We start from the raw sequence: 22684 nt of genomic DNA on the forward strand, positions 1-22684 counted from the left end.
AAAAAGGTTCAGAATTTTCTGAACCTTTTTTATACTATTTAAAGATATTTATTTATTAAATAATTCTTCAACTTTGTCCCAATTAACAACATCAAAAAATGCAGTTACATAATCAGGTCTTCTGTTTTGGTAGTTTAGATAATAAGCATGTTCCCAAACATCTAAACCTAAAACCGGCGTTCCTTTCACATCTGCCACAGGCATCAAAGGATTGTCCTGATTTGGAGTAGAAGATACAGATACAGAACCGTCTTCGTTTTTAATTAGCCAAGCCCATCCAGATCCGAATCTTGTTTTAGCAGCTTCTGCAAAATCAGTTTTGAATTTATCAAAACCTCCGTAGTTTTCAATTGCATTGCTTACATTTCCAACCGGAGTAGAACTTCCGCCCGGAGTTAAAATTTCCCAGAATAGAGAATGGTTAAAGTGACCTCCTCCATTATTTCTTACTGCTGGCTTATCAGTACCTGTTTTACAAACTTCTTCAATTGTTTTCCCTTCTAATTCAGTTCCTTCAATTGCTTTATTTAAATTATCGATATATGCTTGGTGGTGCTTTGTATGGTGAATCTCCATAGTTTTTGCATCAATAGTTGGCTCTAAAGCGTCGTACGCGTATCCTAATTTTGGTAATTCGAATGACATAAGTTTAATTTTTAATGTTAATATGTAAATTTAGCCAATATTTAAGCCAATATCAAAAATTGCAGATTATTTTAATAAATCTTTAACATTGACAGTTTGATTAGAAATTTTAAATTTAATGAAACAAAAAAGCACAGACCGAAATCTGCGCTCTTATAAACAATATTAACGTATGTCTATCTATTCATAGACATTAAAAATTCTTCGTTGTTCAGAGTTCCTCTGATATTTTTGTTGACAAATTCCATAGCTTCGATAGGATTCATTTCCGAAAGATATTTTCTGAAAATCCACATTCTCTGTGAAGTTACTTCATCAAGCAATAAATCATCTCTTCTTGTGCTTGAAGAAACCAAGTCGATGGCAGGATAAATTCTTCTGTTGGCTATTTTTCGGTCTAATTGAAGCTCCATGTTTCCGGTACCTTTGAATTCTTCAAAGATTACCTCATCCATTTTAGAACCTGTATCAATCAATGCAGTTGCAATAATTGTTAATGAACCTCCATTTTCTATTTTTCTTGCAGCACCAAAGAATCTTTTCGGTTTATGTAAAGCATTCGCATCCACACCACCGGAAAGCACTTTTCCTGATGCCGGAGTTACTGTATTGTACGCTCTTGCCAATCTTGTAATCGAATCTAATAAAATAACCACATCGTGACCACATTCTACCATTCTCTGAGCTTTCGCCAAAACAAGGTTGGCAACTTTCACGTGCTTATCTGCAGCTTCGTCAAATGTAGAAGCGATAACTTCTGCATTTACACTCCTTTCCATGTCGGTAACTTCTTCAGGACGTTCGTCGATCAAAAGCACCATCATATAAACTTCAGGGTGATTGGCTGCAATAGAGTTTGCAATATCTTTCAGCAACATGGTTTTACCGGTTTTCGGCTGGGCAACAATCATGGCTCTTTGTCCTTTTCCGATAGGTGCAAAAAGATCTACAATTCTCGTAGACATCGTAGAGTTATCACCTGAAAGATTAAATTTCTCTTCCGGGAAAAGCGGAGTTAAATATTCAAAAGCAACACGGTCTTTGATAAATGCAAGATCGCGTCCGTTAACTTCTGTAGGTTTTAATAAAGAAAAATATTTCTCGCCTTCTTTTGGCAAACGCACAATACCTCTTACGGTATCTCCTGTTTTTAATCCAAAATTTCTGATCTGTGCCGTAGAAACATACACGTCATCAGGAGAAGATATATAACTGAAATCTGAAGAACGTAAAAATCCGTAGTTGTCAGGTAAAATTTCCAAGACTCCTTCAATACTCACCATTCCATCGAAATTGAACTCTTTTTTAGATTCAGTTTCTTCTCTTTCAGAATTTCTGTTCTGATTCTGATTAGGATTCTGGTTTTGATTAGGGTTATTCTGATTAGGATTGTTCTGGTTAGAATTCTGATTTTGGTTATTGTTCTGATTTCTATTTTGAGTATTTCCACTGTTTTGTTGTGGATAGTTTTGACCTTTCTGATTTTGAGACTGACCTTGCTGTTGCTGTTGCGGTCTTTTAGGTCTTTCTTCTCTGGCTTGTGCAGAAGGTGCAGCAGCTTGAGAATCTGTGTTTACAGGAGCTTCCTCTTTTTCCTGAGTTTGGCTTTCAGGTAAATTTGCAGGAGCTACCCTTTTTCTTTTCTGTTTCGAAGCATTGTTTGCAGGCCTTTCTTCCACCGCACCTTTTGCAGGCTCTTTTACGATAGCTTCTGCAATAACTTCTTTTTCTTCGGTTGCTTCCTCTGTTTTTTCAGGCTCTGCTTCTTTAGGAGGTTCTGTGGCAACTTTTGACCTTACCGGCTTTTTGGCTGCTGGTTTTTTAGGAGCAGCTTTCACCACTTTCTCTGTTGGGGCAGGTTTTTCTTCAGTTTCTGTATTGCTTTCTGTAGTATTGAAGTAATCTTTCGCCACTTTAGGGTTAGAAGCCTGAAAATCAAGAACGGCGAAGATTTTATCATTATCTGTGCTGTTTCTTGCAACCTTAACGCCCAAATCTTTTAGGATTTTAGCCAATTCCGTTACGGATTTTGACCTTAACGTTTCTATGTTAAACATATTTAAAGTAAAAATGTAATTAGTTGTGAGTAAGAAAAGTAAGTCCGGTGACTTTTGTTTTCAAGTACATTGTATATTGCAAATCTACACTTATTTTTGAATTGTGCAAAATTTATGTTATTTTTGCTGCTGAATTTAAGATTCTATGTTACAAAGAATACAGACTATTTGGATTTTGCTATCGGTTTTAGCAGCGGCTTTTCTATATATTACGGGGCAGGATGTAGAAGTTTTCGGAAAAACGCCGATCATAAGCATCTCATCAATTGTTTTGGTTTTGATAGGCGCATTCAGTTTGTTTAGCTTTAAAAACAGAAAAAGACAGATCATGCTGAATAATATCAGCATCATTATAAACGCTTTGTTGATTGGTATATTGGTGTACTGGATGCAAAACTTATCCGGAGGAATAGATTTTCCTGAGAAGGGTATTGAGCCGGTTTTCCCATTGATTGCGGTAATTTGTTTGTTTTTGGCAAATATTTTTATCAAGAAAGATGAGAGGCTCGTAAAATCTGTAGACAGACTGCGATAACCTGACAATGATTTTTTTTGAGTAAGAACAGCTTCTTTTGGAGCTGTTTTTTTTATTTTAAATTTGTCAAAATACGCTGATTATTCTTTTGAGATTTTACATTCATAATTTTTTCTAAAAATTTTATGCAACATTTCAAATAAAATTGCGACATATTCACTAGAATAAATATTTACCCTATGAAAAAACTAGCCTATCTTTTTCTATCTCTTTTTTCTGCAGCCAGCTTTGCACAGGAAGTTTCTGCAGAAAGAATAAAAACGGTCATCACTACCCTGGCTTCTGACGAAATGAAAGGCCGTGAAATCGGAACTCCTGAAAATGACAACGCAGCTAATTATATTGCTGAACTGTTTAAAGAAAATAATTTAGAATACTGTACTGGTAATTCTTATCTCGTTCCTTTCAATTATAAAGGGAAGACAGCGTACAATGTCTGCGGAATCAAAAAGGGAAAAGCAGAAAAAACTTTGGGTTTCTCAGGACATTTTGATCATATCGGGGTGAGCAGAAAAGGAGGCGAAGACACCATCTACAACGGTGCAGATGATGATGCAAGCGGAATCACGACTTTAGTAGGAATTGCAGATTATTTTAAAGATAAAAAACCCGAGTTTTCAATGGTTTTCATGGCATTCAACGGTGAAGAAAAAGGAATGCTGGGTTCAACAGCGATCGCTGAAAATAAAAGTTTAGATAAAATTTATAACAATCTTTCTGCACTTTTCAATTTTGAAATGGTAGCAACCGAATCTGAATTTGGAAAAAATGCGGTCTTTATTACGGGGGACGAATTTTCTGACCTTGACGAATTGTTTAACAAAAATGCAGCAAACGGTTTAAAAATACATCCGGATCCTTATGCATCAGAACAATTATTCTACAGATCTGACAATGTAAGTTTTGTGAAGAAAAAAATCATTGCGCATTCTATTTCAACTGCAGATATGAGTAAAATCAAACATTATCATCAGGTAAATGACGACATCAACATCGTTGATTTTGAAAATCTTAGCCAACTCATCAACAATTTTGGAAAGACTCTCGAAAAATTAAACCCAAAAAACTTCGATCCGAAGTATAATGATAAAGTAAAATTCAATTAAAAACGTCTTATCATTATATTTTAATTAATTTTGCTATCCAATTTTATTGAATGAACGAATATAAAAAAATACTGAAATTCGCCCGACCTCATCAGAAATATATTTACGGAAGTTTATTTTTCAATCTTTTGTATTCTTTTTTTCAGATTGCCTCTTTAGGAGCCATTCTGCCTGTGTTGGGAATGCTTTTCGGCACCATCAAACCAGAAAAATACGAATCGGCACCTGTTTATTCCGGTGACATTGTAGATGCATTATCTTACCTGAAAGAATATCTAAACTATACCGTACAAAATCTGGTTACAGAATATGGCAGTCTGAATGTTTTGGCATGGCTTTGCATCATTACGGCATTCATGTTTCTGCTAAGAAACATCTTTAGATATTTCGGATCCTATTTATTGATCAATTATCGTGTAGGAGTTACAAAAGATCTTCGGGGTGCAATGTACCGTAAGATTCTGTCTCTTCCTGTTTCGTTTTTTACAGAAAGCAGAAAAGGCGATATGATGTCTCGTATGTCAAATGATGTAGGTGAAGTAGAAGGGAATATTTTAGGAAGCTTGGTCGATCTTATTAATTCTCCGTTTATGTTAATCAGCACTTTGGTGACTTTATTTTTCTTAAGCCCTGAAATGACACTTTTCTCTCTCTTAGTTTTGCCCGTTATGGGAACACTGATCGCTTTAATCGGTAAAAGCCTTAAAAAAGATTCTCATGAAGCTCAGAACGAGATGGGAACTATCTTTTCAATTGTAGATGAAACCTTAAAATCATCAAAGGTTATTAAAATATTCAGTGCCGAAAAAATAATGAACAACCGTTTTATGGGTTCTATGCAGAAGTGGATCAACAGCTCGATAAGGCTGGGAAGAAAAAAAGAACTCGCATCGCCGATGAGCGAGTTTCTGGGCTCAATCACATTTTTAATTATCGCATGGTACGGAGGAAAACAAATTATCGTAGAGCAGAGTATTTCTCCGGAAGATTTTTTAGTGTTTTTAGGAATGTTTTTCCAGATTTTGCCTCCGATGAAAAGCCTGTCGACCTCTATTTCAAATATTCAGAAGGGTGAAGCTTCTTTAACGAGGGTTTTGGAGATTCTTGAAGCCGATGTGAAAATTGAAGAAGTTGCCGAGCCTGTTTCTATCTCTAATCTTGATGCCCATATTGAGTTCAAAAACATTGGTTTCTATTATGATAAGTCTAATTTGATCCTTAAAAATTTCAATTTAACAATACCTAAAGGGAAAACTGTTGCTTTAGTCGGACAAAGCGGAAGCGGTAAAACAACCATCGCTAACCTTTTAGCTAGATTTTATGATGTCTCCGAAGGTGAAATTTTAATTGACAAAACCAATATCAAACATTTAAAACTGACAGAATACAGAAAATTACTGGGAATGGTGACCCAGGAATCTGTCCTGTTTAATGATACGGTTTACAACAATATTTTGATGGGTAAACCTGAAGCATCCAGAGAAGAAGTCATTGCTGCTGCCAAAATTGCCAATGCAGACTTATTCATCACTCAACTTCCGAATGGCTACGACACCAATATCGGAGACGATGGCGGAAAGCTCTCTGGCGGACAAAAGCAAAGGGTTTCTATCGCAAGAGCCGTTCTTAAAAATCCACCCATCATGATTCTGGACGAAGCAACCTCTGCTTTAGACACTGAATCTGAAAAATTTGTGCAGGATGCTCTTGAAAAAATGATGGAAAACAGAACTTCGCTTGTTATTGCACACCGACTTTCTACCATTCAAAAAGCTGACTGGATCGTAGTTATGGAAAAAGGCGATATCGTAGAACAGGGAACTCATCATGATCTTATCCTGAAAAAAGGAACTTATCACAAACTCGTTGAGCTGCAAAATTTTGATTAAAATTAAATCTTTTTAAATCTATTTTAAAATGAATCCCATACAAGAGTATTTCTTCAGAATTGACGAACCTGAAAGAAGTGCTCTTTTGTTTTTAAGAAAGAAAATTTTAGAATCGGATACAGAAAATATTACTGAAACACTGAGTTTCGGGTTGCCGTTTTTTAAATTTAAAAAGAAAATGCTGTGTTACCTATATTACAGCAAAAAACACAAGAAACATTATATCAGCTTTTATCACGGTGATCGGCTTGATTATCCCGAATTGCTTTCTGAAGGCAGAAAGAAATTTAAAATTCTTTTAATTGATATGGATGAAGATTTGCCGGTAAAATTTATTTTAAAGCTGATTGATGAGGTTAAGAGGTATATTGTTTAGCTTCTAAAATTATTCATTCCATAATACCTCATCGCTTTTTGTTTCAAAGGGTTTGTACTCCATTCTTCCCATTCTCCGGTGTAAGGATTATAACCACATTTTAAAGGTCTTGAAGTATCTAAACCATCTTCATTTTCATGAGTCCTTTCGGTGTAAGCTCTGCAATCTGTACAGATGTATCTGAATTCACAATCTTTGCAGACTTCAATGCTGTCTTTTGTAAGATTCCAGTATTTTTTGAAGTCTTTATGATTTAGCGCCTCTTCTAATGTTGTATTTTTTATGTTGCCGAAGTTTTGAGGCATCGATGGACAGTTTTTTATATTGCCATCTACGTCAATAGATATTTTTTTGTGAAGACAGGAATTGTGATGGAGGGATTCTGTGAAAAGTTTGATGTTTGATGAAAAATATTCAGGTGTTATAATACCACAACATTTTTCACTTTCAACATTGGTTTTTGCGTAAATTATATACCCCATCGTCTCTGTTTTAGAAGGTATCAATTCATTTTTATCGCTATTAGTAATCATGAAAAACGAAATTCTAGGATGCTTTAAAAATAATTTTTCTAAATTTTCTTTTTTTGTTTCTTTAGAAAAAGGCAAAATCAAACCTATAGAATATGTAATGTATTGCTTTCCTTCAAAATAATTAAGATATTCGGCTATTTCTTGCAAGGAAATTTCGTCGTAAAAACGTATTTCTAAAAACTTACAATACATATTTTCTAACTTATCAAATGCTTTATAAATATCATAGTTTGAAGATCTACTTCTGTCAAAAATTGCATTGGATACTTCAAAAGGATAATCATACTCTAAGCCCATTTTTGGATACCATTTTGGTGTATCTGTTATAAAAATATACTCGTTATCAAATAAAAACTCAAAATATTCGTCAATTATATCATCATATTTACTTTTGTAATATGCCTTTATTTCCTCAATGCTTTTCTTTCCATCAAATTGTTTAAAAATTTGGTATAAATCATTGGTAATTACGTCAAATGTATTTCTGTTTAAATCACAAATAATACTTTGTGTTGCTCCTTTCACAGGAATGCAATTGGTATATAACTTTATAACTTCTTTACTCATCAAAATTTACTATTTTAGAGATAGAACGATGGAAATGTTGTGTAGTTTGAATATTTGCATTGATGCTTTTGACTTTGATGGATCTTACTTCATTATTCGTATTTGTTAATCTTTTCTCTAAATTTTGATAGATTATTGGTAGGTATTTTATATTTTTTATTAGGGGATTCATTTTTTTGAGATATGATTAGCAATTTGTTTTTCTATGTGGTAATTACAATAAGCAGAAACCCATTCAAATTGTCCTTGAGGATTTATTTCTAAGAAAACAAATTCATTCTCAGGCGTCAATATTAAGTCTATGGAACAGGAATTTATCTTTTTAATATTTATAAATTTCTTCAGCTTATTTTCAATTTCTTTTGGCAGTTTAAAAGGAATATTTCTATTAGGCTTTTCGTAATTATAATTTCTAAAATCTATTTCAGTCTTTTTATCATTTTGTGAGAAAATAGCCATAGAAAAAAACACATCTTCAAAGTAAAAAATTCTAATTTCTATTTTCTTTTCTACATATTCTTGAAATAGAGAAGTTGCAAAAGTTTCATTTAGGTTATCAATTTGATCTTGTGATACAATAACAGTTTTATTAGAGCTATACTCTTTATTATCAAAGAAAATTTTGGGATAAAGAGTAATGGATTTAGTAATGATTCGTTGATGGTTTTGAAAAAATGACAATAAATCTTTTTTGATATTTGTTATTATTGAATCTGGAATATTTAGCCCTACTTTTTGTGCCAAAAACAAATCATAAATTTTATTTGATTGGCGTTCTTCTTCATAATCCCCGATATATTTTGACTCTTCTTTGTGAATCCTTTCGTAGGCTTTTGCAAGGCTGTCTCGGTCTTTTTGTAAAAAATGAAGCAGTTGATAATCATCAATACTATCAGGAACTGTATTTACACTTCCTCTTCTGTCCCATATCTTAAGCTTTTTATTTATAGTTTTAACATCAAAAGTTACAGGATAAAAATCGTTGTCATTTATTCTGTTAAAAGGTATTTTTTTCCCTAAAAGATATTCACATACGGTATTGGAGACCGTATCATTGGCTTGGGTAATTATATTAATCGTATTTTCTTTCATATCCAGGTGGTAGCTCTTTTATCTCATTTAATATAGCTTGCTGCCATACCATCGGAAGAAAATATTTTTTTCGCAGAGCATCTACGTTTTTTATATCTTTTATTGGTTTAAATTCAATATATTTTTTATTCTCAATCAAATCCATAATAGTTATTTTTTTTTCTTCATATAGCTTTTGTCCTTCCTTTGAGGTCTGCGTTTTAAGTCCAAATGTTGTTGCCTTTTCTTGTACAACTGCATCATGATCGTCTATTAAAAATCCTAATTGTATTGGTTTCAAATTCTTATTTTTTATGGCAGCTTCATAATGAGATACTATTTTGGTGTAGATGCTGTCATTATAACGACTACTATGGAATAAAATGACGTCAAGATTATTGAGTTTTTCATAACCAATAGTTTTAGCGGTAGGGAAACCATATTTATCGATTTGCTGTGCTATTCTTTTATAATTAGACAGATCTGTATCTTTCAGAAAGTCAGTTTCTCTTTTTAGTTGAGAAAATGATTGATTGGTTCGTACATATTGATCCAGATAAATAGATTCGGTTATGATGTTACTAAACTCTTGATTGTTGTCTACAATAAATTTTTTCAGCCCCTTGTTGTATGCTTTGTAAAACTTTTCTTTACTCATTGTCTTCAATATCAATGAGTCTTTAGTCAGCATATATTTTACAGGATAATTTATCTCACCCAATTTACTTATCAATTTCAGAGCCGGTTTCTTTTTATCGTTTTTCAGATAAATATTTAATGCTTTTCTCTTATCCAAATCTGATAAAGGCTCTTTTATCCCTTGTAATATATCATACGCTTCTTTATAATTATTTTGTTTAATCGCTACATCTATAGCAATCATAGATTCATAATATTTTTGCTGCGCATGGGTGAATGAAAAAATCACAATGCACACAAATAGGTACCATCTTTTTATCATTTTATTATCTTTTAAAAAAGGTAAGACAAAAAGATTAGCCTTGTCATCACTAAATGACGAGACTAATCTCTTTAAAGGAACTGTGCCAAATTTAATAAATAGACAATTGAGGACAACTTTTTGTTATGTCTTTTCTGTAAATCTCATCTCCGTTTTCATCATAGTGTATAACATCCTCAATTGTACAATTCCCTTCTGTTCTTATAGTCATTTGTGGATAAACTGCTAAACTAGCACCTCTGAGGTTTGATAAATTTTTAATTTCCTTGTTTTTAAGATTTTCTAACTTTTTCATGAATAATAAATAATTAAATTTGTTATGTGCCATTATTGACAATTCAAACTTAGAGAAGAAAATTCAATTAAAAAAACAAAAACTATGGCATTTTATAGCCTATAAATTTTGAAATACGAAAATTATTCTTAAATTCGTTGTAAGAACACAAAACAATCAATGAAAAAAGAAAAACTAAAAACTATTAGGAAATCAAAAAAAGTTTCACAGACTGATATTGCTACATATCTAAAAATAAGCCAACCCCAATACCAAAAAAGAGAATCCGGAAAAATAAAAATAACTGATCTGGAATGGAAGAAAATTTCTACACTTTTGGATGTTGAGGTTGAAGATATTAAAGATGATGATACAAAGTTTTCATTTCAATTTGACTACTCTACTTTCCATGATCATTCTGGAAGCAATATTGCTTATTCTAATATTCCAGATTTCTTTTTAGAAGCTCAAAAAAAGTATCTTGAAAAGTTAGAAAAGGAGAACGAAAATCTTTTAAAAGAAATTAAAATCTTAAAATTTCAACAGAAATAATATTTCTGTATCCTAATAAATGCTTTTTCTAATGTATCATAGGATCGAATTTTAAACAAAAAAAAGAGAAACTTTAATGGGTTTCTCTTTTTTTTATTCATAGTCAGAAAATTATTTCCTGATCACTTTATGTTTAAACTGCATCCCGCCTTCAAGGGTGATATCCAACAGATATGATCCTGCAGGATAAGAGGTAAGATCTACTTTTGAATCTCTCACTTCATTCAGTTTTCTCCCTTCAAGAGAATAAATTGTTATATTTTTTACCTTTTTATCTGATCTGATGTTTACAAAATCTGATGTAGGATTAGGATATACAGATACATCAACCGTTGAAATATCGTTAACCGCCAAAAGCTGATTGTTACTTTGCATATACATTGAAAGCACAATACGCCCGTCCTGATTATAAAAAACAGCTGAAGGAACTTCATATTTCAAGACATGGTTACCCGCTGCAAGTGAAGGAGAGGTAAAACTTCTGATGGGAACAGCATCTCCAGGACACCAATTATTCCAAGACGTCCACCATGCAGCACTTTGTGGGTTGTAGCCGTAGATCCCGTTTGCCTGAGTATTATACTGTCTGTATGGCTCGCATGATTTTCCTCCCGGTGTAAAGGTTAAAATCTGAGCGTTGTCTAAAGAAACAAAGTTTTGTCTTCTCACATACTCTTCACCATTGGTATTGGCTCCGTGCGGCGTTGTAACAATAAAAAACTTGGCATTGGTGGTACTTTGATTTAAATTGAAAGTAACCAGTCTTACGGTTTGTCCTGCCTGATCTGTGTTGTTATAATTGTTCAGTTCGTTTGAATCTAGCAATGGTAACAAATTATTGTAAGTATTGGTCACCGCAGGATCATTATAAGTAATAAAATCAAGCGTTCCGGCAAAAACATCATTTCTTCCCGAGCAACCTGCAACTTGTGTATTAGCCGCATAAGGAACTCCAAAAACATCCAGTTCCACCCAAATATCATACGTATTTCTAAGTGTTGTGTTGCTGAAAACAGCGTAAAGATTATCTACTTCATACGTATAAGGAACCTCAGTAGGGAAAACATTTTTGTTCATAAACGGTGTAATGTATCTCCCGATTTCAATTCTCTTCACCAAAGGATCGCTCAGCGTATAAGAAACCTGGTTTTTTGGAACTAAAGCAATGTGTACTCCTCCAATCCGGTCATAATTATCACACAGTGCACCAATGGTCACATTCATCTGGATTTTATTCTGGAAAGAATTGAGCTCAGCATCGGTCAGTTTTTTTGCATATCTGTAATTGGCAAGTCTGATTGTATTTGCCGGAACCGGGTTGGATACATTTCCTGCATATCCGTCATAAAAAACGATCTGAGAAAACACATTGATATTGGTTTGCGCATTGATGCAAAATCCTATAAACAAAAGTAAAGGAAGTAGAGTTTTTTTCATTTAATCTTTAATATTAATAATTTATCTTCAAAAATAAACTTTAAAATGAAGAATACCAATAATAAAGTATCAAATGAGTATGTTATTTTTAACAAAAAGTAAATAATTTTAAAAATTAGACAATAAAATATCCGGATGATTATTTATTAATACCGATTCACACTCGATCATTATAAAAATTTGTAACTCTGTCTTTAAAAAACATTGTCAAATTTCCTATATGAAAAAACCGCTTCTTTCGAAACGGTCTGCTTATTTTATTATTTAATTCTGAACATTAATCTTTCATTCTGGCAATTACATCAATTCCGCCTTTTGTTTTATCTCCGATCTTACAGATGATTTCCGTATCAAGAGGCAGGAAAATATCCATTCTGGAACCGAATTTAATAAACCCAAATTCATGTCCGGCTTTTGCTGAATCACCTTCATTACAGTAGAAAACAATTCTTCTTGCAACATACCCTGCAATCTGCCTGAATACTACTTTATGATTGGTTAAACTTTCAACAGCAACAGTCGTTCTTTCGTTTTCAGTAGACGATTTTTCGTGCCACGCTACCAGATATTTTCCGGGATGATATTTTTTATAAACTACATTTCCTGATACCGGAAATCTGCAGATGTGAACGTTCAAAGGTGACATAAAGATAGAAACCTGAATTGCCTTTTCTTTCAGAAATTCTGTTTCTTCAACCTCTTTTATCATGACCACTTTCCCGTCTACCGGTGCAATTACATTCTCTGTATGATCTAAAATATCACGATTCGGAACTCTGAAAAACCAAAAAACCAAACTGTAAATAATCAATAGCGGTATAATGATCAATAGTGACCACATTTCGAGGAAATAAATAGATAAAGCCGCTACCACAGCAAAAAGCAGACTCGCTACAATGATCGTTCCTTTCGATTCCTTATGTAATTTCATATGAGGATATTAATTTTTTATTTGTCATGAGCAATTGCATTATTTTAAAAGTTGAAAATCGTGCGGCTTCATGAGTTTAAATAAATTTTTCTAAAATAAAGTACAAATATACGACAGGAACGCAGATTAAAAAACTATCAAGCCTATCTAATACACCACCGTGCCCCGGAATGATATTTCCGCTGTCTTTTACGGCAAAAGTTCTTTTGAGCTGACTTTCTACTAAATCTCCCAAAGGAGCAAATGCAGCAATCAGAAAACCAACAATCATCCAGTTTCCGCGAAGCTGCGGCTGATACATTTCAACAAAATAAGAGAGAACCAAAGTAAGAACTACTCCGCCTGCATAACCTTCCCAGGTTTTCTTGGGCGAAATTTTGGGAGCCATTTTATGTTTTCCGAAAAACTTTCCGACCAGATAAGCAAAAGTATCACTGCTCCAGATCAGAATAAAAAGGAAAATAACTTCTAATGAAAAATTACTATCATAAGATGAATATTTTGGTAAACCCAATGCAAAAGAAAATGGTAAAGCAACATATATAACAGTGAAAATAAGCTTGCCGCTATCAAAGTACAGCTCGCTTGTAAATTTAAATAAAGTGACAACCGCAATAACGATCAGTGCAAGTGCAAGAATTTCCGAGAGTCTGAAATTGAAATAAAAATCGTGATGAAAAAACCTTTTTGAAAACATATAAAAGATCAACAGCACGATTGGCAAGACAATCCATTTTTCGTAACCGTCACCAAATTTCATGATTTTAATGCATTCCCACGTTCCTACTAATAAAAGAAAAGTGATCAGTCCGTAATAAAGATATTGCTGCTTTACAAGTCCGGGAGAAATATGATCCAGAAGCTGAGCCCCGAAAGGTGTGGTACAGAGAATAATGACTGCGATATAAACAATCCCCGAAATGGTTCTCTGAATAAGATTTTTGTCCAAAATTTAAAATTTAGAATATAATGCTAGTCTTCTAACAGCAATAGAAACAGTTTGGTATTGTTATTAGCCGCAGTGTCTAGTTTAGAATGATTTCCGCTGATTGAGGTAAGATTTTTTATATTTCCCGTACGTTTTATTTTCCCCATCGCATCATTAAGATTATTGACGATCTGAGAAACATTTGCCATGATGATAATTTTCGAAGGCAATCTGGAAGAATGATAATGTAAAATATTATTATGCGAAAGCATGATTCTGCCGTCGTAGGCAATAAGGTATTCGCAGGTGATAAATGCGGCATCATTACCTGCTTCAAGCTGTGGAGTTTGAGAAATCTTTACAACATTCAAAAAATTCTGCAGATCTTTATCACAACAAAATACAGAATTTACCCCTTCAATTTTTAGGATCTGATTTAGTGTCTGCAAAGCTTCCGATTCATCGGCACAATAGTTAAAAAAACCGCCGGAATGCGTAAATAATTGGGCAAACTTATAATCCAGATCAGCATTTTTCAGCGAATCTCCCAGCTTTTCAAGACTTTGCTTGTCGTCTTCCTCTGGCTGATTGGTTAGTTTGCTTACAATTCTCTTAAATAAACTCAACTTAATGTTTTTTAGTCAACTTAATACAAAAATAGAAAATTAATTAGAATTGTTTCTAATAATATCGCTTTAAAATGAAAAAACCCGGCAATTTTACAATCACCGGGCTGTATTCAATTGAATTTAAATATTTTAAAGCTGGGCAGGAGTTTCCGGCGCCTGAATTTCGCTTTCTTCTACTTTCTCGTGTAAAGGAATGGTATTCGTTACAGGTCTCTCTGTCAATTCAGGATCCCATGCTCTTTTACCGAATATATCCTCAAGATCTTCACGGAAAATCACTTCTTTTTCTAAAAGCTTATTTGCTAGAGCATTCAGTTTATCCTTGTTTTCACTCAGAATTCTTACTGCTCTTTCATACTGATGTTCAATAATTGTTTTGATTTCCGTATCAATTTTTGAAGCTGTAGCTTCAGAATAAGGCTTACCAAAACTATATTCTGACTGCCCCGAACTGTCATAATAAGAAATATTACCAATGTTAGGACTCAATCCGTAGATTGTCACCATTGCCTGAGCTCTTTTGGTAACTGTCTCCAAATCTGAAAGCGCTCCGGTAGAAATATTATTAAAGATCACCTGTTCTGCTGCTCTGCCTCCTAAAGTTGCGCACATTTCGTCCAACATTTGTTCAGTAGTCGTTAACTGTCTTTCTTCCGGAAGATACCAAGCTGCACCTAATGAACGTCCTCTCGGAACGATTGTTACTTTCAACAGAGGTGAAGCATGCTCTACCAACCAAGAGATCGTTGCGTGACCTGCTTCATGGAAAGCTACTCTCTTTTTCTCTGATGGCTTGATTGCCATATTTTTCTTCTCAAGACCACCGATAATTCTGTCTACTGCGTCTAAGAAATCCTGTTTGGTAACAGATTCGTGGCTGTTTCTAGCTGCGATCAACGCTGCTTCGTTACAAACATTAGCAATGTCTGCACCACTGAAGCCTGGAGTCTGTTTTGCCAAGAAATCTCTGTCAACAGTATCATCCAATTTGATTTTCTTCAAGTGAACATCAAAAATCTCTCTTCTTTCATGTAATTCAGGAAGGTCAACATACACTGAACGGTCAAAACGACCTGCTCTCATCAATGCTTTATCTAAAATGTCGGCTCTGTTGGTTGCAGCCATTACAATTACATTCACGTCGGTTCCGAAACCGTCCATTTCTGTAAGCAATTGGTTTAATGTATTTTCTCTTTCGTCATTTCCGCCTGAGAAATTGTTTTTCCCCCTTGCACGTCCGATTGCATCAATCTCATCAATAAAGATGATTGCAGGAGATTTAGCTTTTGCCTGAGCAAACAAATCTCTTACTCTTGAAGCTCCTACACCAACAAACATTTCAACAAAATCTGAACCCGAAAGAGAGAAGAAAGGAACTTTAGCCTCACCCGCCACAGCTTTCGCCAATAACGTTTTACCGGTTCCCGGAGGACCTACTAAAAGTACACCTTTAGGGATTTTACCTCCTAATTTTGTGTATTTCTCAGAATTTTTCAGAAAATCTACAACTTCCTGTACCTCTTCTTTAGCTCCTTCCAATCCCGCAACATCTTTAAATGTAGTTTGGATTTTTTCCTTTTCGTCAAATAATTTGGCTTTAGATTTACCTATGGAGAAAATCTGTCCTCCGGGACCTCCACCGCCTCCCATTTTTCTGAACAGGATGAAATAGAATAGTCCTAAAATTGCGATCCAGATCAAAGCTGAAAATAAAATTTCAGTAAACGGACTTTTGCCGTCTGCATAATCCTTGGATGTCTTTATTGCCGGATTATCTTTTTTGATTGTTTCAAATTTCTCTAAAAAAAGCTGTAAATCTCCATATTTCAGGCTATAATCAGCTTTGGAAGACATACCTAAATTTGAAAAAGGACTTGTTTTATCTTCTTTCTTTACCGTTGCTGTTTTAGCAGCCTGTGTCAAAAATACTTCTGCTTTCTGAGCTTGTTTATCGATCAACACATTCTGAACTTTTCCCGCCTGCATTTCTCTGAAGAAAGCATCTTCGTCAATAGTTTTTGCATTATTATCGCTCAAAAAGTTTGAGGCAAAAAATAACAAAAGTGCAATTATTGCGATTGGAAAAAACCAGTTAAATCCTTTATTATTCATTTAATACTTTTAAAATTTATACTTCACTTTCTATTTTGGTGATCTTCGCATCACCCCAAAGTTCTTCAATATCATAATACTGACGGGTTTCTTTCTGAAAGATATGCACAACGACCGTTACATAATCTACCAATACCCACATTGAGTTTTCTGTACCTTCAACATGCCAAGGTCTGTCCTGAAGATCGTTTCTCACTTTTTTTTCTACACTTCCTGCTAATGCTGAAACCTGTGTATTTGAGTTTCCACTACATATTATAAATGTTTCTGCTACCGAGTTTTCAATTTTTGAAAGGTCGAAAATCATAATGTCTTCACCCTTTACATCCTGGATAGCTTCTACAATTTTATCTATTAGCGCTTGCTTTTCTACTGTTTTGTTCATTAAAATATACTATAATCTGCAAATTTATTGTTTTTCTTTTACTTTAGCCTTACTTTTAGGGCTTTAATGTTCTTAAAGTTTTCTTAAATGAGCCAACTGTTTTATCAAAAAGAGTGTTCTTCTACTAATGACGAAATATCTCAGGTTTTACTTTACCCGCATTCGGATTTTGTTGGTTTTTATACTTTTAATCAAACAAAAGGAAGAGGACAGTATGGAAATCGCTGGACTTCCATACCTGAGCAGAATCTCGCTTACACGTTAGCTGTAAAAACACAAAACATTACGCTCAGTGATTTCATATTCAATTATTATACCGCCATCGCAATCAGGGAATTTGTTGCCAAATTGACTGAGAAGACAACAAAAATCAAATGGCCAAACGATATTATTCTTGCCAATAAAAAAGTCGTTGGAATCTTAATTGAAAAGAAAAAATTTAATGGTGAAAATTATTTTCTTATCGGAGCCGGAATTAATGTTCTTCAGGAAAAATTTGACGAAATTTCTAATGCAGGATCTATTTTAACTCAAACCGGAGAAAAATTTGATTTAAATAATTTAACTGAAAATCTACATGAATTTTTAGTTGAAAAATTTAAAAACCTAGATTCTGAAGATGAAATTTTAGAGAAATTTAATTCAAATCTGTTCCGTAAAGACGAAATCTCTGTTTTTGAAATTGATGGAAAGCGACAAAATGGCATCATCAGAAAAGCAGACGAAAAAAGCGAAATCTGGATTGAATTTGAAGACGGAATAAAGTCTTTTTACCACAAAGAAATAAAACTTCTTTACTGATTGGCTCTTCTGATATACAAAACAAAAGTCAACGGGAAAAAGATAATATTCGGCATCCACATTGCCAATGCTGGAGCCAGGACTTTGTTTTCCGAAACCACTTTTAAAGCTTCAAAAGAAAACACAAATACAAAGGCTAAGGAAATACCAATTGCCAGATTAATTCCAAGCCCTCCCCTTTTCTTTTGTGAAGAAAGTGAAAGCGCCAAAAAAGTGAGGACAATGATCGCAACAGGCATCGAAGTTCTCTGATACAACTCATTGAGGTGAGTATTTAAGTTGCTGTTTCCTTTTTCTCTTTCTCTGTCGATGAATTTTAAGAGTTCGGGAGTTGTTTTATTCTGCCCCAGAAGTTCATTTGGGAATAATTCTTCAGGTGCCTGTCCGTAGCTTTTCCTTACTTCAAAACCTTGGCCTAATTTCTCAGAATCGTTTTTATTGATTGTTTTTTCGAGATAGCTGTTGAGCACAAACTGTTTTTTAGCAGGATCCCAAACAGCATCATTTGCTTTTAGTTCGTAGATCATTTTTCTGCTTTTATCAAACTTTTGATAAACAAAACCGTAACCTCTGTTTTCACGCTTGTTCCATGAGTTGACAAAAATATATTCCGTTTTGCTTAACTGTGCCGAAACAGGAGCTGTACCTAAAATTTTATCTTTATTTGTCTGGTTATAAGTGTAAGCTTCAAGCTCATTTTTTTTAATATTTGCCCATGGAAGAACGAAATGATTCACCACAAGCGATATCACAGCAATCAATAGGGAAGTAAGCAGATAAGGCTTTGCGAACCTGTGAAAACTTGCTCCACTACTGATAATTGCAACAATCTCTGTATTGTTTGCCATCCTCGAAGTAAAATAAATCACGGATATAAAAACAAGAATAGCAAGGAAAGTTACAATAAGATTGATGATCCAGAAAGGGTAAAAATGAATCAGGAAATAAGTCAGATTCAATTTCGGATCAAGATCGGTAGCTTTTTCAATTCTGGGAATTTTTTGTTGAACATCAATTACCAAAACTACAATAGACAGCAAAATTAACATGAAACTGAAAGTTCCAAGGTATTTTTTAATGATATATCTGTCTATAATCTTAAACATACTGAAATTTTAAAGTCTTTGTCTTAAAACAGGCACTACAGAGTTTTTCCATTCGTAGAAATCTCCCGCTACGATATGTTCTCTTGCCACTTTTACCAAATCTAAGTAAAATGCAAGATTATGAATTGATGCAATCTGCTTTGCCAGATATTCTTTTGAAACAAATAAATGGCGAACATATGCTTTAGAATATTCCCGATCAACAAAACTCGTCCCAAACTCATCCAAAGGCGAAAAATCTTTCTTCCACTTTTCATTTTTGAGATTCATCACGCCTTGCCATGTGAAAAGCATCGCGTTTCTGGCATTTCGTGTAGGCATCACACAATCCATCATATCAATTCCTAGTCCGATTGATTCTAGAATATTCCACGGAGTTCCTACTCCCATCAAATATCTTGGTTTATCTTTTGGTAAAATATCAGTCACCTCATCGGTAATTCTGTATAGTTCTTCTTCCGGTTCGCCCACAGAAAGTCCGCCGATTGCGTTTCCTTCTGCACCGGCTTCCGAAATAACCTCAGCAGAAATTTTTCTCAAGTCTGAATAGGTAGAACCCTGAACAATCGGGAAAAATCTTTGCTTGTGACCGTATAATTCAGGATTTTTTTCATTCCAGTCGATGCATCTTTTTAACCATCGATGTGTCATTTCCATGGAAGCTTTTACCTGATTGTATTCACTTGGATAAGCAACGCATTCATCAAAAGCCATAAAAATATCTGCTCCGATCTGTCTTTGGATTTCCATTGATTTTTCCGGAGTGAATAAATGAACACTTCCGTCAATATGAGATTTAAATTTCACTCCTTCTTCAGACATTTTTCTGGTTCCTGAAAGTGAAAAAACCTGAAAACCACCGGAATCGGTAAGAATCGGAAGATCCCAATTCATAAATTGATGCAAACCTCCAGCTTCCTGCATTACTTCCATTCCCGGACGAAGGTATAAATGATAGGTATTCCCAAGAATAATCTGGGCTTTGATATCATCTTTCAATTCTCTCTGATGTACAGTTTTCACACTCGCAACAGTTCCTACCGGCATAAAAATCGGAGTTTGTACCACACCGTGATCTGTTACCAATTCTCCTGCTCTGGCTTTTCCCTGCGAAGTTTTTTCTATCTTAAAAAATTGCTGCATATTTTATCTTTCTAATTTGGGAAGATCTGTTTTGGGAGTTGTTTTACTTTTCACAAAATCTTTCGCTTTTGGATCTTTCTCAAGAAGAATCGCCTGCGCATCATCCACAATCTTATTCATTTTTCCCTTTGCCACATAATATTTATAGCTTTCAACAAAATCATCAGCTTTTACATGATGATTTTTGAGGATATATCTTGTTCCGCTTTCTAAATTTTTGCCTTGATACGTATTGCTGACCTGATCATTAATTGACAGATCTGCCATAATTTCAGACATTTTATCTGTATCAAGAAGGTTTTTTGGCTTATCAATGTATTCGCTACAAGAAACCAAAAATAAGAACATAAAAAAACAAATCAGTCTGCTCATAACTTATTGATGATTGATTTCCATTTTAAATTTAAAACACCAAAAACAGCTTCGTGTATGATTCCGCCATTCATTTTACTCTCGCCCAATTCTCTGTTGGTGAAAATAATGGGAACCTCTACAATTTTAAAGCCTTTCTTAAAAGTTCTGAATTTCATTTCAATCTGAAAACCATATCCTTTTAGTTTTACATTATCTAACCCGATTTCATCTAAAACTTTTCTCGAAAAACAAACAAAACCTGCTGTAGTATCATGAATTGAAAGTCCTAAAATGAATCTAACATATTTCGAGGCAAAATAAGACAATAAAACTCTTCCCATTGGCCAATTGACAACATTTACCCCTTTCGAATATCTTGATCCTACTGCCATATCAGCATCCAGACAAGCCTCAAAAAGTTTAGGCAAATCATTCGGATTGTGAGAAAAATCGGCATCCATCTCAAAAATGTAGTCGTAATTGTTTTGCAACGCCCATTTAAACCCATGAATGTACGCTTTCCCTAATCCGTCTTTGATGTGTCTTATCGATAAATGTAAGGTATGAGGATGCTTTTTCTGTAATTCTTTGACGATGTCTGCCGTTTTATCAGGCGAAGAATCATCTACAACCAGAATATGAAACTCTTGTTCCAATGCGAAAACAGCAGAAATTATCTTTTCGATATTCTCCTTTTCGTTGTATGTTGGAATGATGACGAGTTTTTTCATTTGAATTTGCAAAGATAAGTTATTTAAGCTTTTTATTTTATACAAAATAATCTATAATTTTGCAAAAAATTTCCCGTTGCCCATATCACATAGTTTTACAAACCAGATAAGAATACCCGAAAATAATGATTGGGTAATTTTTATATTGACAGGATGCCTTTTCCTTTACATCTTCATGATGAATGTTATAGAGAGAGAAGCCAACCTCAAAGATTTTCTTCTGCAGAAATATTATGATTCCAGCAATAATTTGCCAAGCTGGATCATTACATCGTGCGTAATCACGTTAAGTTTAGCGGTTTTAATCTCACAATACGTTCCTGTAGTTCCTGAGTATGCGGCAAAACTGCAGCTTTTTGGCTATCAGATGAATAAATTCGGATATAGCCTCGCTGTTGTTTCACTATTTTATCTTACCAGGACTGCTTTAGGTTTTTTATTTTACCAAAGCATCGGTGACGGAAAAAAATGGAATATTTTTTATTTTACCTCTACAAAATTCAGCTTCATCCTCTCTATTTTAGTGATAATCCTTTGTATAACCCATTATTACTTCCCCATAGACAGAAATGAAGCATTTCTATACTATTTTTATTTTTTTGTTTTTGTTTTTATTTTCAAAGTTTTTTTCTACTTATTTCACAGAAACAACATCTTACCTCAGAAATGGTATTATAAATTTTTGTATATTTGCACGCTTCAAATAGCACCTTTATTGATGCTATGGAAGTTATTATTTATTTAATAAAGTACATGATGAGAATAAAGTCTATATTGGTTTCTCAACCAGCACCTAGTGAGTCTTCTCCATATTTGGAAATTGCAAAGAAGGAAAAAATAAAGATTGATTTCCGTCCTTTTATCCACGTCGCAGGAGTTGACAATAAAGAGCTTAGAACTCAGAAAATAGATTTAACGCAGTATACCGGTATCATCTTTACCAGTAAAAATGCCGTAGATCATTATTTCAGATTGGCAGAAGAACTAAGATTTTCTGTTCCTGATACGATGAGATACATCTGTCAGTCTGAGGCAATTGCAAACTATCTTCAAAAGCATATCGTTTACAGAAAGAGAAAGATAAGCTTCGGAGAAAAAAACTTTGCAGATCTTTTGCCTTTGTTTAAGAAATTTCCTTCCGAAAAATATTTACTGCCTTCATCCGATGTTTTGAGCCCGGATATTCCGAAAACTTTAGATGCAGCCAATATTCAGTGGACGAGAGCAATTATGTACAGAACGGTTTGCAGCGATCTGACAGACATCAATATCAATGACTATGATATGTTGATCTTTTTCAGTCCGCAAGGAATCAAATCTTTACAGCAAAACTTTCCGGATTTTAAGCAGGAAGACACCAAGATCGGAGTTTTTGGTCCCACTACCTCGGCAGCGGCTGAAGAAGCAGGTTTAAAAATCGATTTAATGGCTCCTACAAAGGAAACACCATCAATGACAATGGCACTTGAAAAATATATTAAAAGTTTACACAAATAGTTTTTTAAACTTTAAACCATACAGCCGTCTTTTCATTCAAAGGAAAGATGGCTTTTTTTTAATT

The 22684-nt window shown here is 34.1% G+C and carries 24 protein-coding genes; 8 read left to right on the forward strand and 16 right to left on the reverse strand.

Annotated features, from left to right (window positions below):
- Positions 1 to 48: 48 nt before the first annotated feature.
- On the reverse strand, positions 49 to 645 hold the full coding sequence (locus AC4FQ5_RS10370; protein ID WP_491143028.1) for a superoxide dismutase: 597 nt from the start codon (positions 643 to 645) through the stop codon (positions 49 to 51).
- 176 nt (positions 646 to 821) lie between these two features.
- On the reverse strand, positions 822 to 2702 hold the full coding sequence (gene rho / locus AC4FQ5_RS10375; protein WP_491143030.1) for a transcription termination factor Rho: 1881 nt from the start codon (positions 2700 to 2702) through the stop codon (positions 822 to 824).
- A gap of 145 nt (positions 2703 to 2847) precedes the next feature.
- Between rho and AC4FQ5_RS10380 the strand changes: the two genes are divergently transcribed.
- The 4 genes from AC4FQ5_RS10380 (at position 2848) to AC4FQ5_RS10395 (ending at position 6608) form a co-directional block, all read left to right on the forward strand.
- Positions 2848 to 3237, forward strand: a complete 390-nt coding sequence (locus AC4FQ5_RS10380; protein ID WP_300350007.1) for a DUF4293 domain-containing protein — start codon at positions 2848 to 2850, stop codon at positions 3235 to 3237.
- 179 nt (positions 3238 to 3416) lie between these two features.
- Positions 3417 to 4343 carry a M28 family peptidase gene (locus AC4FQ5_RS10385; protein ID WP_491143032.1) on the forward strand — a complete coding sequence of 309 codons (927 nt, stop codon included), beginning with the start codon at positions 3417 to 3419 and terminating at the stop codon, positions 4341 to 4343.
- A 50-nt stretch (positions 4344 to 4393) separates the two neighbouring features.
- Positions 4394 to 6232, forward strand: a complete 1839-nt coding sequence (locus AC4FQ5_RS10390; RefSeq protein ID WP_491143034.1) for an ABC transporter ATP-binding protein — start codon at positions 4394 to 4396, stop codon at positions 6230 to 6232.
- Positions 6233 to 6260: 28 nt separating this feature from the next.
- Positions 6261 to 6608 (forward strand): DUF1801 domain-containing protein, encoded by a 348-nt coding sequence (locus AC4FQ5_RS10395; RefSeq protein WP_491143036.1) that lies wholly within the window; start codon positions 6261 to 6263, stop codon positions 6606 to 6608.
- Here AC4FQ5_RS10395 and gwsS read toward each other — a convergent pair.
- From gwsS to AC4FQ5_RS10415, 4 genes are all read right to left on the reverse strand, one after another.
- Complete coding sequence (gwsS, locus tag AC4FQ5_RS10400; RefSeq protein ID WP_491143037.1) at positions 6605 to 7708, reverse strand: grasp-with-spasm system SPASM domain peptide maturase; 1104 nt, start codon at positions 7706 to 7708, stop codon at positions 6605 to 6607. The genes AC4FQ5_RS10395 and gwsS overlap by 4 nt on opposite strands.
- A gap of 168 nt (positions 7709 to 7876) precedes the next feature.
- On the reverse strand, positions 7877 to 8800 hold the full coding sequence (locus tag AC4FQ5_RS10405; RefSeq protein WP_491143039.1) for an ATP-grasp domain-containing protein: 924 nt from the start codon (positions 8798 to 8800) through the stop codon (positions 7877 to 7879).
- Positions 8781 to 9740, reverse strand: coding sequence for a hypothetical protein (locus AC4FQ5_RS10410; protein WP_491143041.1), 960 nt, complete (start codon positions 9738 to 9740; stop codon positions 8781 to 8783). The genes AC4FQ5_RS10405 and AC4FQ5_RS10410 overlap by 20 nt, the downstream gene beginning before the upstream one ends.
- Before the next feature lie 91 nt (positions 9741 to 9831).
- Entirely contained in the window at positions 9832 to 10035 is a 204-nt protein-coding gene (locus tag AC4FQ5_RS10415) for a hypothetical protein (RefSeq protein WP_491143043.1), read from the reverse strand.
- 159 nt (positions 10036 to 10194) lie between these two features.
- Here AC4FQ5_RS10415 and AC4FQ5_RS10420 point away from each other — a divergent pair, with 159 nt between their 5' ends.
- Complete coding sequence (locus tag AC4FQ5_RS10420; protein WP_491143045.1) at positions 10195 to 10566, forward strand: helix-turn-helix domain-containing protein; 372 nt, start codon at positions 10195 to 10197, stop codon at positions 10564 to 10566.
- Between the two features lie 111 nt (positions 10567 to 10677).
- Here the strand turns inward: AC4FQ5_RS10420 and AC4FQ5_RS10425 are convergent, their stop codons facing one another.
- From AC4FQ5_RS10425 to rsfS, 6 genes are all read right to left on the reverse strand, one after another.
- Positions 10678 to 12003, reverse strand: coding sequence for a peptide-N-glycosidase F-related protein (locus AC4FQ5_RS10425; protein WP_491143047.1), 1326 nt, complete (start codon positions 12001 to 12003; stop codon positions 10678 to 10680).
- Between the two features lie 277 nt (positions 12004 to 12280).
- Positions 12281 to 12934 (reverse strand): phosphatidylserine decarboxylase family protein, encoded by a 654-nt coding sequence (locus AC4FQ5_RS10430; protein WP_491143049.1) that lies wholly within the window; start codon positions 12932 to 12934, stop codon positions 12281 to 12283.
- A 76-nt stretch (positions 12935 to 13010) separates the two neighbouring features.
- Positions 13011 to 13883, reverse strand: a complete 873-nt coding sequence (locus AC4FQ5_RS10435) for a phosphatidate cytidylyltransferase (RefSeq protein ID WP_491143051.1) — start codon at positions 13881 to 13883, stop codon at positions 13011 to 13013.
- Positions 13884 to 13906: 23 nt separating this feature from the next.
- On the reverse strand, positions 13907 to 14488 hold the full coding sequence (locus tag AC4FQ5_RS10440) for an LUD domain-containing protein (RefSeq protein WP_491143053.1): 582 nt from the start codon (positions 14486 to 14488) through the stop codon (positions 13907 to 13909).
- 132 nt (positions 14489 to 14620) lie between these two features.
- Positions 14621 to 16603: an ATP-dependent zinc metalloprotease FtsH gene (ftsH, locus tag AC4FQ5_RS10445; RefSeq protein WP_491143055.1), complete on the reverse strand. Its 1983-nt coding sequence runs from the start codon at positions 16601 to 16603 to the stop codon at positions 14621 to 14623.
- 16 nt (positions 16604 to 16619) lie between these two features.
- Positions 16620 to 16988 carry a ribosome silencing factor gene (rsfS, locus tag AC4FQ5_RS10450; RefSeq protein WP_129535260.1) on the reverse strand — a complete coding sequence of 123 codons (369 nt, stop codon included), beginning with the start codon at positions 16986 to 16988 and terminating at the stop codon, positions 16620 to 16622.
- Between the two features lie 87 nt (positions 16989 to 17075).
- On the opposite strand from rsfS, the gene AC4FQ5_RS10455 reads away from it, so the two are divergent.
- A complete protein-coding gene (locus tag AC4FQ5_RS10455; protein ID WP_491143057.1) occupies positions 17076 to 17789 on the forward strand; it encodes a biotin--[acetyl-CoA-carboxylase] ligase in 714 nt (237 codons plus the stop codon).
- Here AC4FQ5_RS10455 and AC4FQ5_RS10460 read toward each other — a convergent pair.
- From AC4FQ5_RS10460 to AC4FQ5_RS10475, 4 genes are read right to left on the reverse strand one after another with little or no spacing between them, the layout of a single operon-like run.
- The gene (locus AC4FQ5_RS10460) at positions 17783 to 18895 is read right to left on the reverse strand and encodes an LptF/LptG family permease (protein WP_491143059.1); all 1113 of its coding nucleotides are present in this window, start codon (positions 18893 to 18895) and stop codon (positions 17783 to 17785) included. The two genes, AC4FQ5_RS10455 and AC4FQ5_RS10460, sit on opposite strands and share 7 nt — an antisense overlap.
- 9 nt (positions 18896 to 18904) lie before the next feature.
- Complete coding sequence (tgt, locus tag AC4FQ5_RS10465; protein WP_491143061.1) at positions 18905 to 20038, reverse strand: tRNA guanosine(34) transglycosylase Tgt; 1134 nt, start codon at positions 20036 to 20038, stop codon at positions 18905 to 18907.
- Positions 20039 to 20041: 3 nt separating this feature from the next.
- Complete coding sequence (locus tag AC4FQ5_RS10470; RefSeq protein ID WP_491143062.1) at positions 20042 to 20410, reverse strand: DUF4296 domain-containing protein; 369 nt, start codon at positions 20408 to 20410, stop codon at positions 20042 to 20044.
- Complete coding sequence (locus AC4FQ5_RS10475; protein ID WP_491143063.1) at positions 20407 to 21123, reverse strand: polyprenol monophosphomannose synthase; 717 nt, start codon at positions 21121 to 21123, stop codon at positions 20407 to 20409. Before AC4FQ5_RS10475 ends, AC4FQ5_RS10470 begins: the two co-directional genes overlap by 4 nt.
- A 76-nt stretch (positions 21124 to 21199) precedes the next feature.
- On the opposite strand from AC4FQ5_RS10475, the gene AC4FQ5_RS10480 reads away from it, so the two are divergent.
- A complete protein-coding gene (locus AC4FQ5_RS10480; RefSeq protein ID WP_491143065.1) occupies positions 21200 to 21868 on the forward strand; it encodes a DUF4271 domain-containing protein in 669 nt (222 codons plus the stop codon).
- 11 nt (positions 21869 to 21879) lie between these two features.
- On the forward strand, positions 21880 to 22620 hold the full coding sequence (locus AC4FQ5_RS10485) for a uroporphyrinogen-III synthase (protein ID WP_491143104.1): 741 nt from the start codon (positions 21880 to 21882) through the stop codon (positions 22618 to 22620).
- Positions 22621 to 22684: the final 64 nt, after the last annotated feature.

The sequence above is a fragment of the Chryseobacterium sp. DT-167 genome (assembly GCF_058310155.1).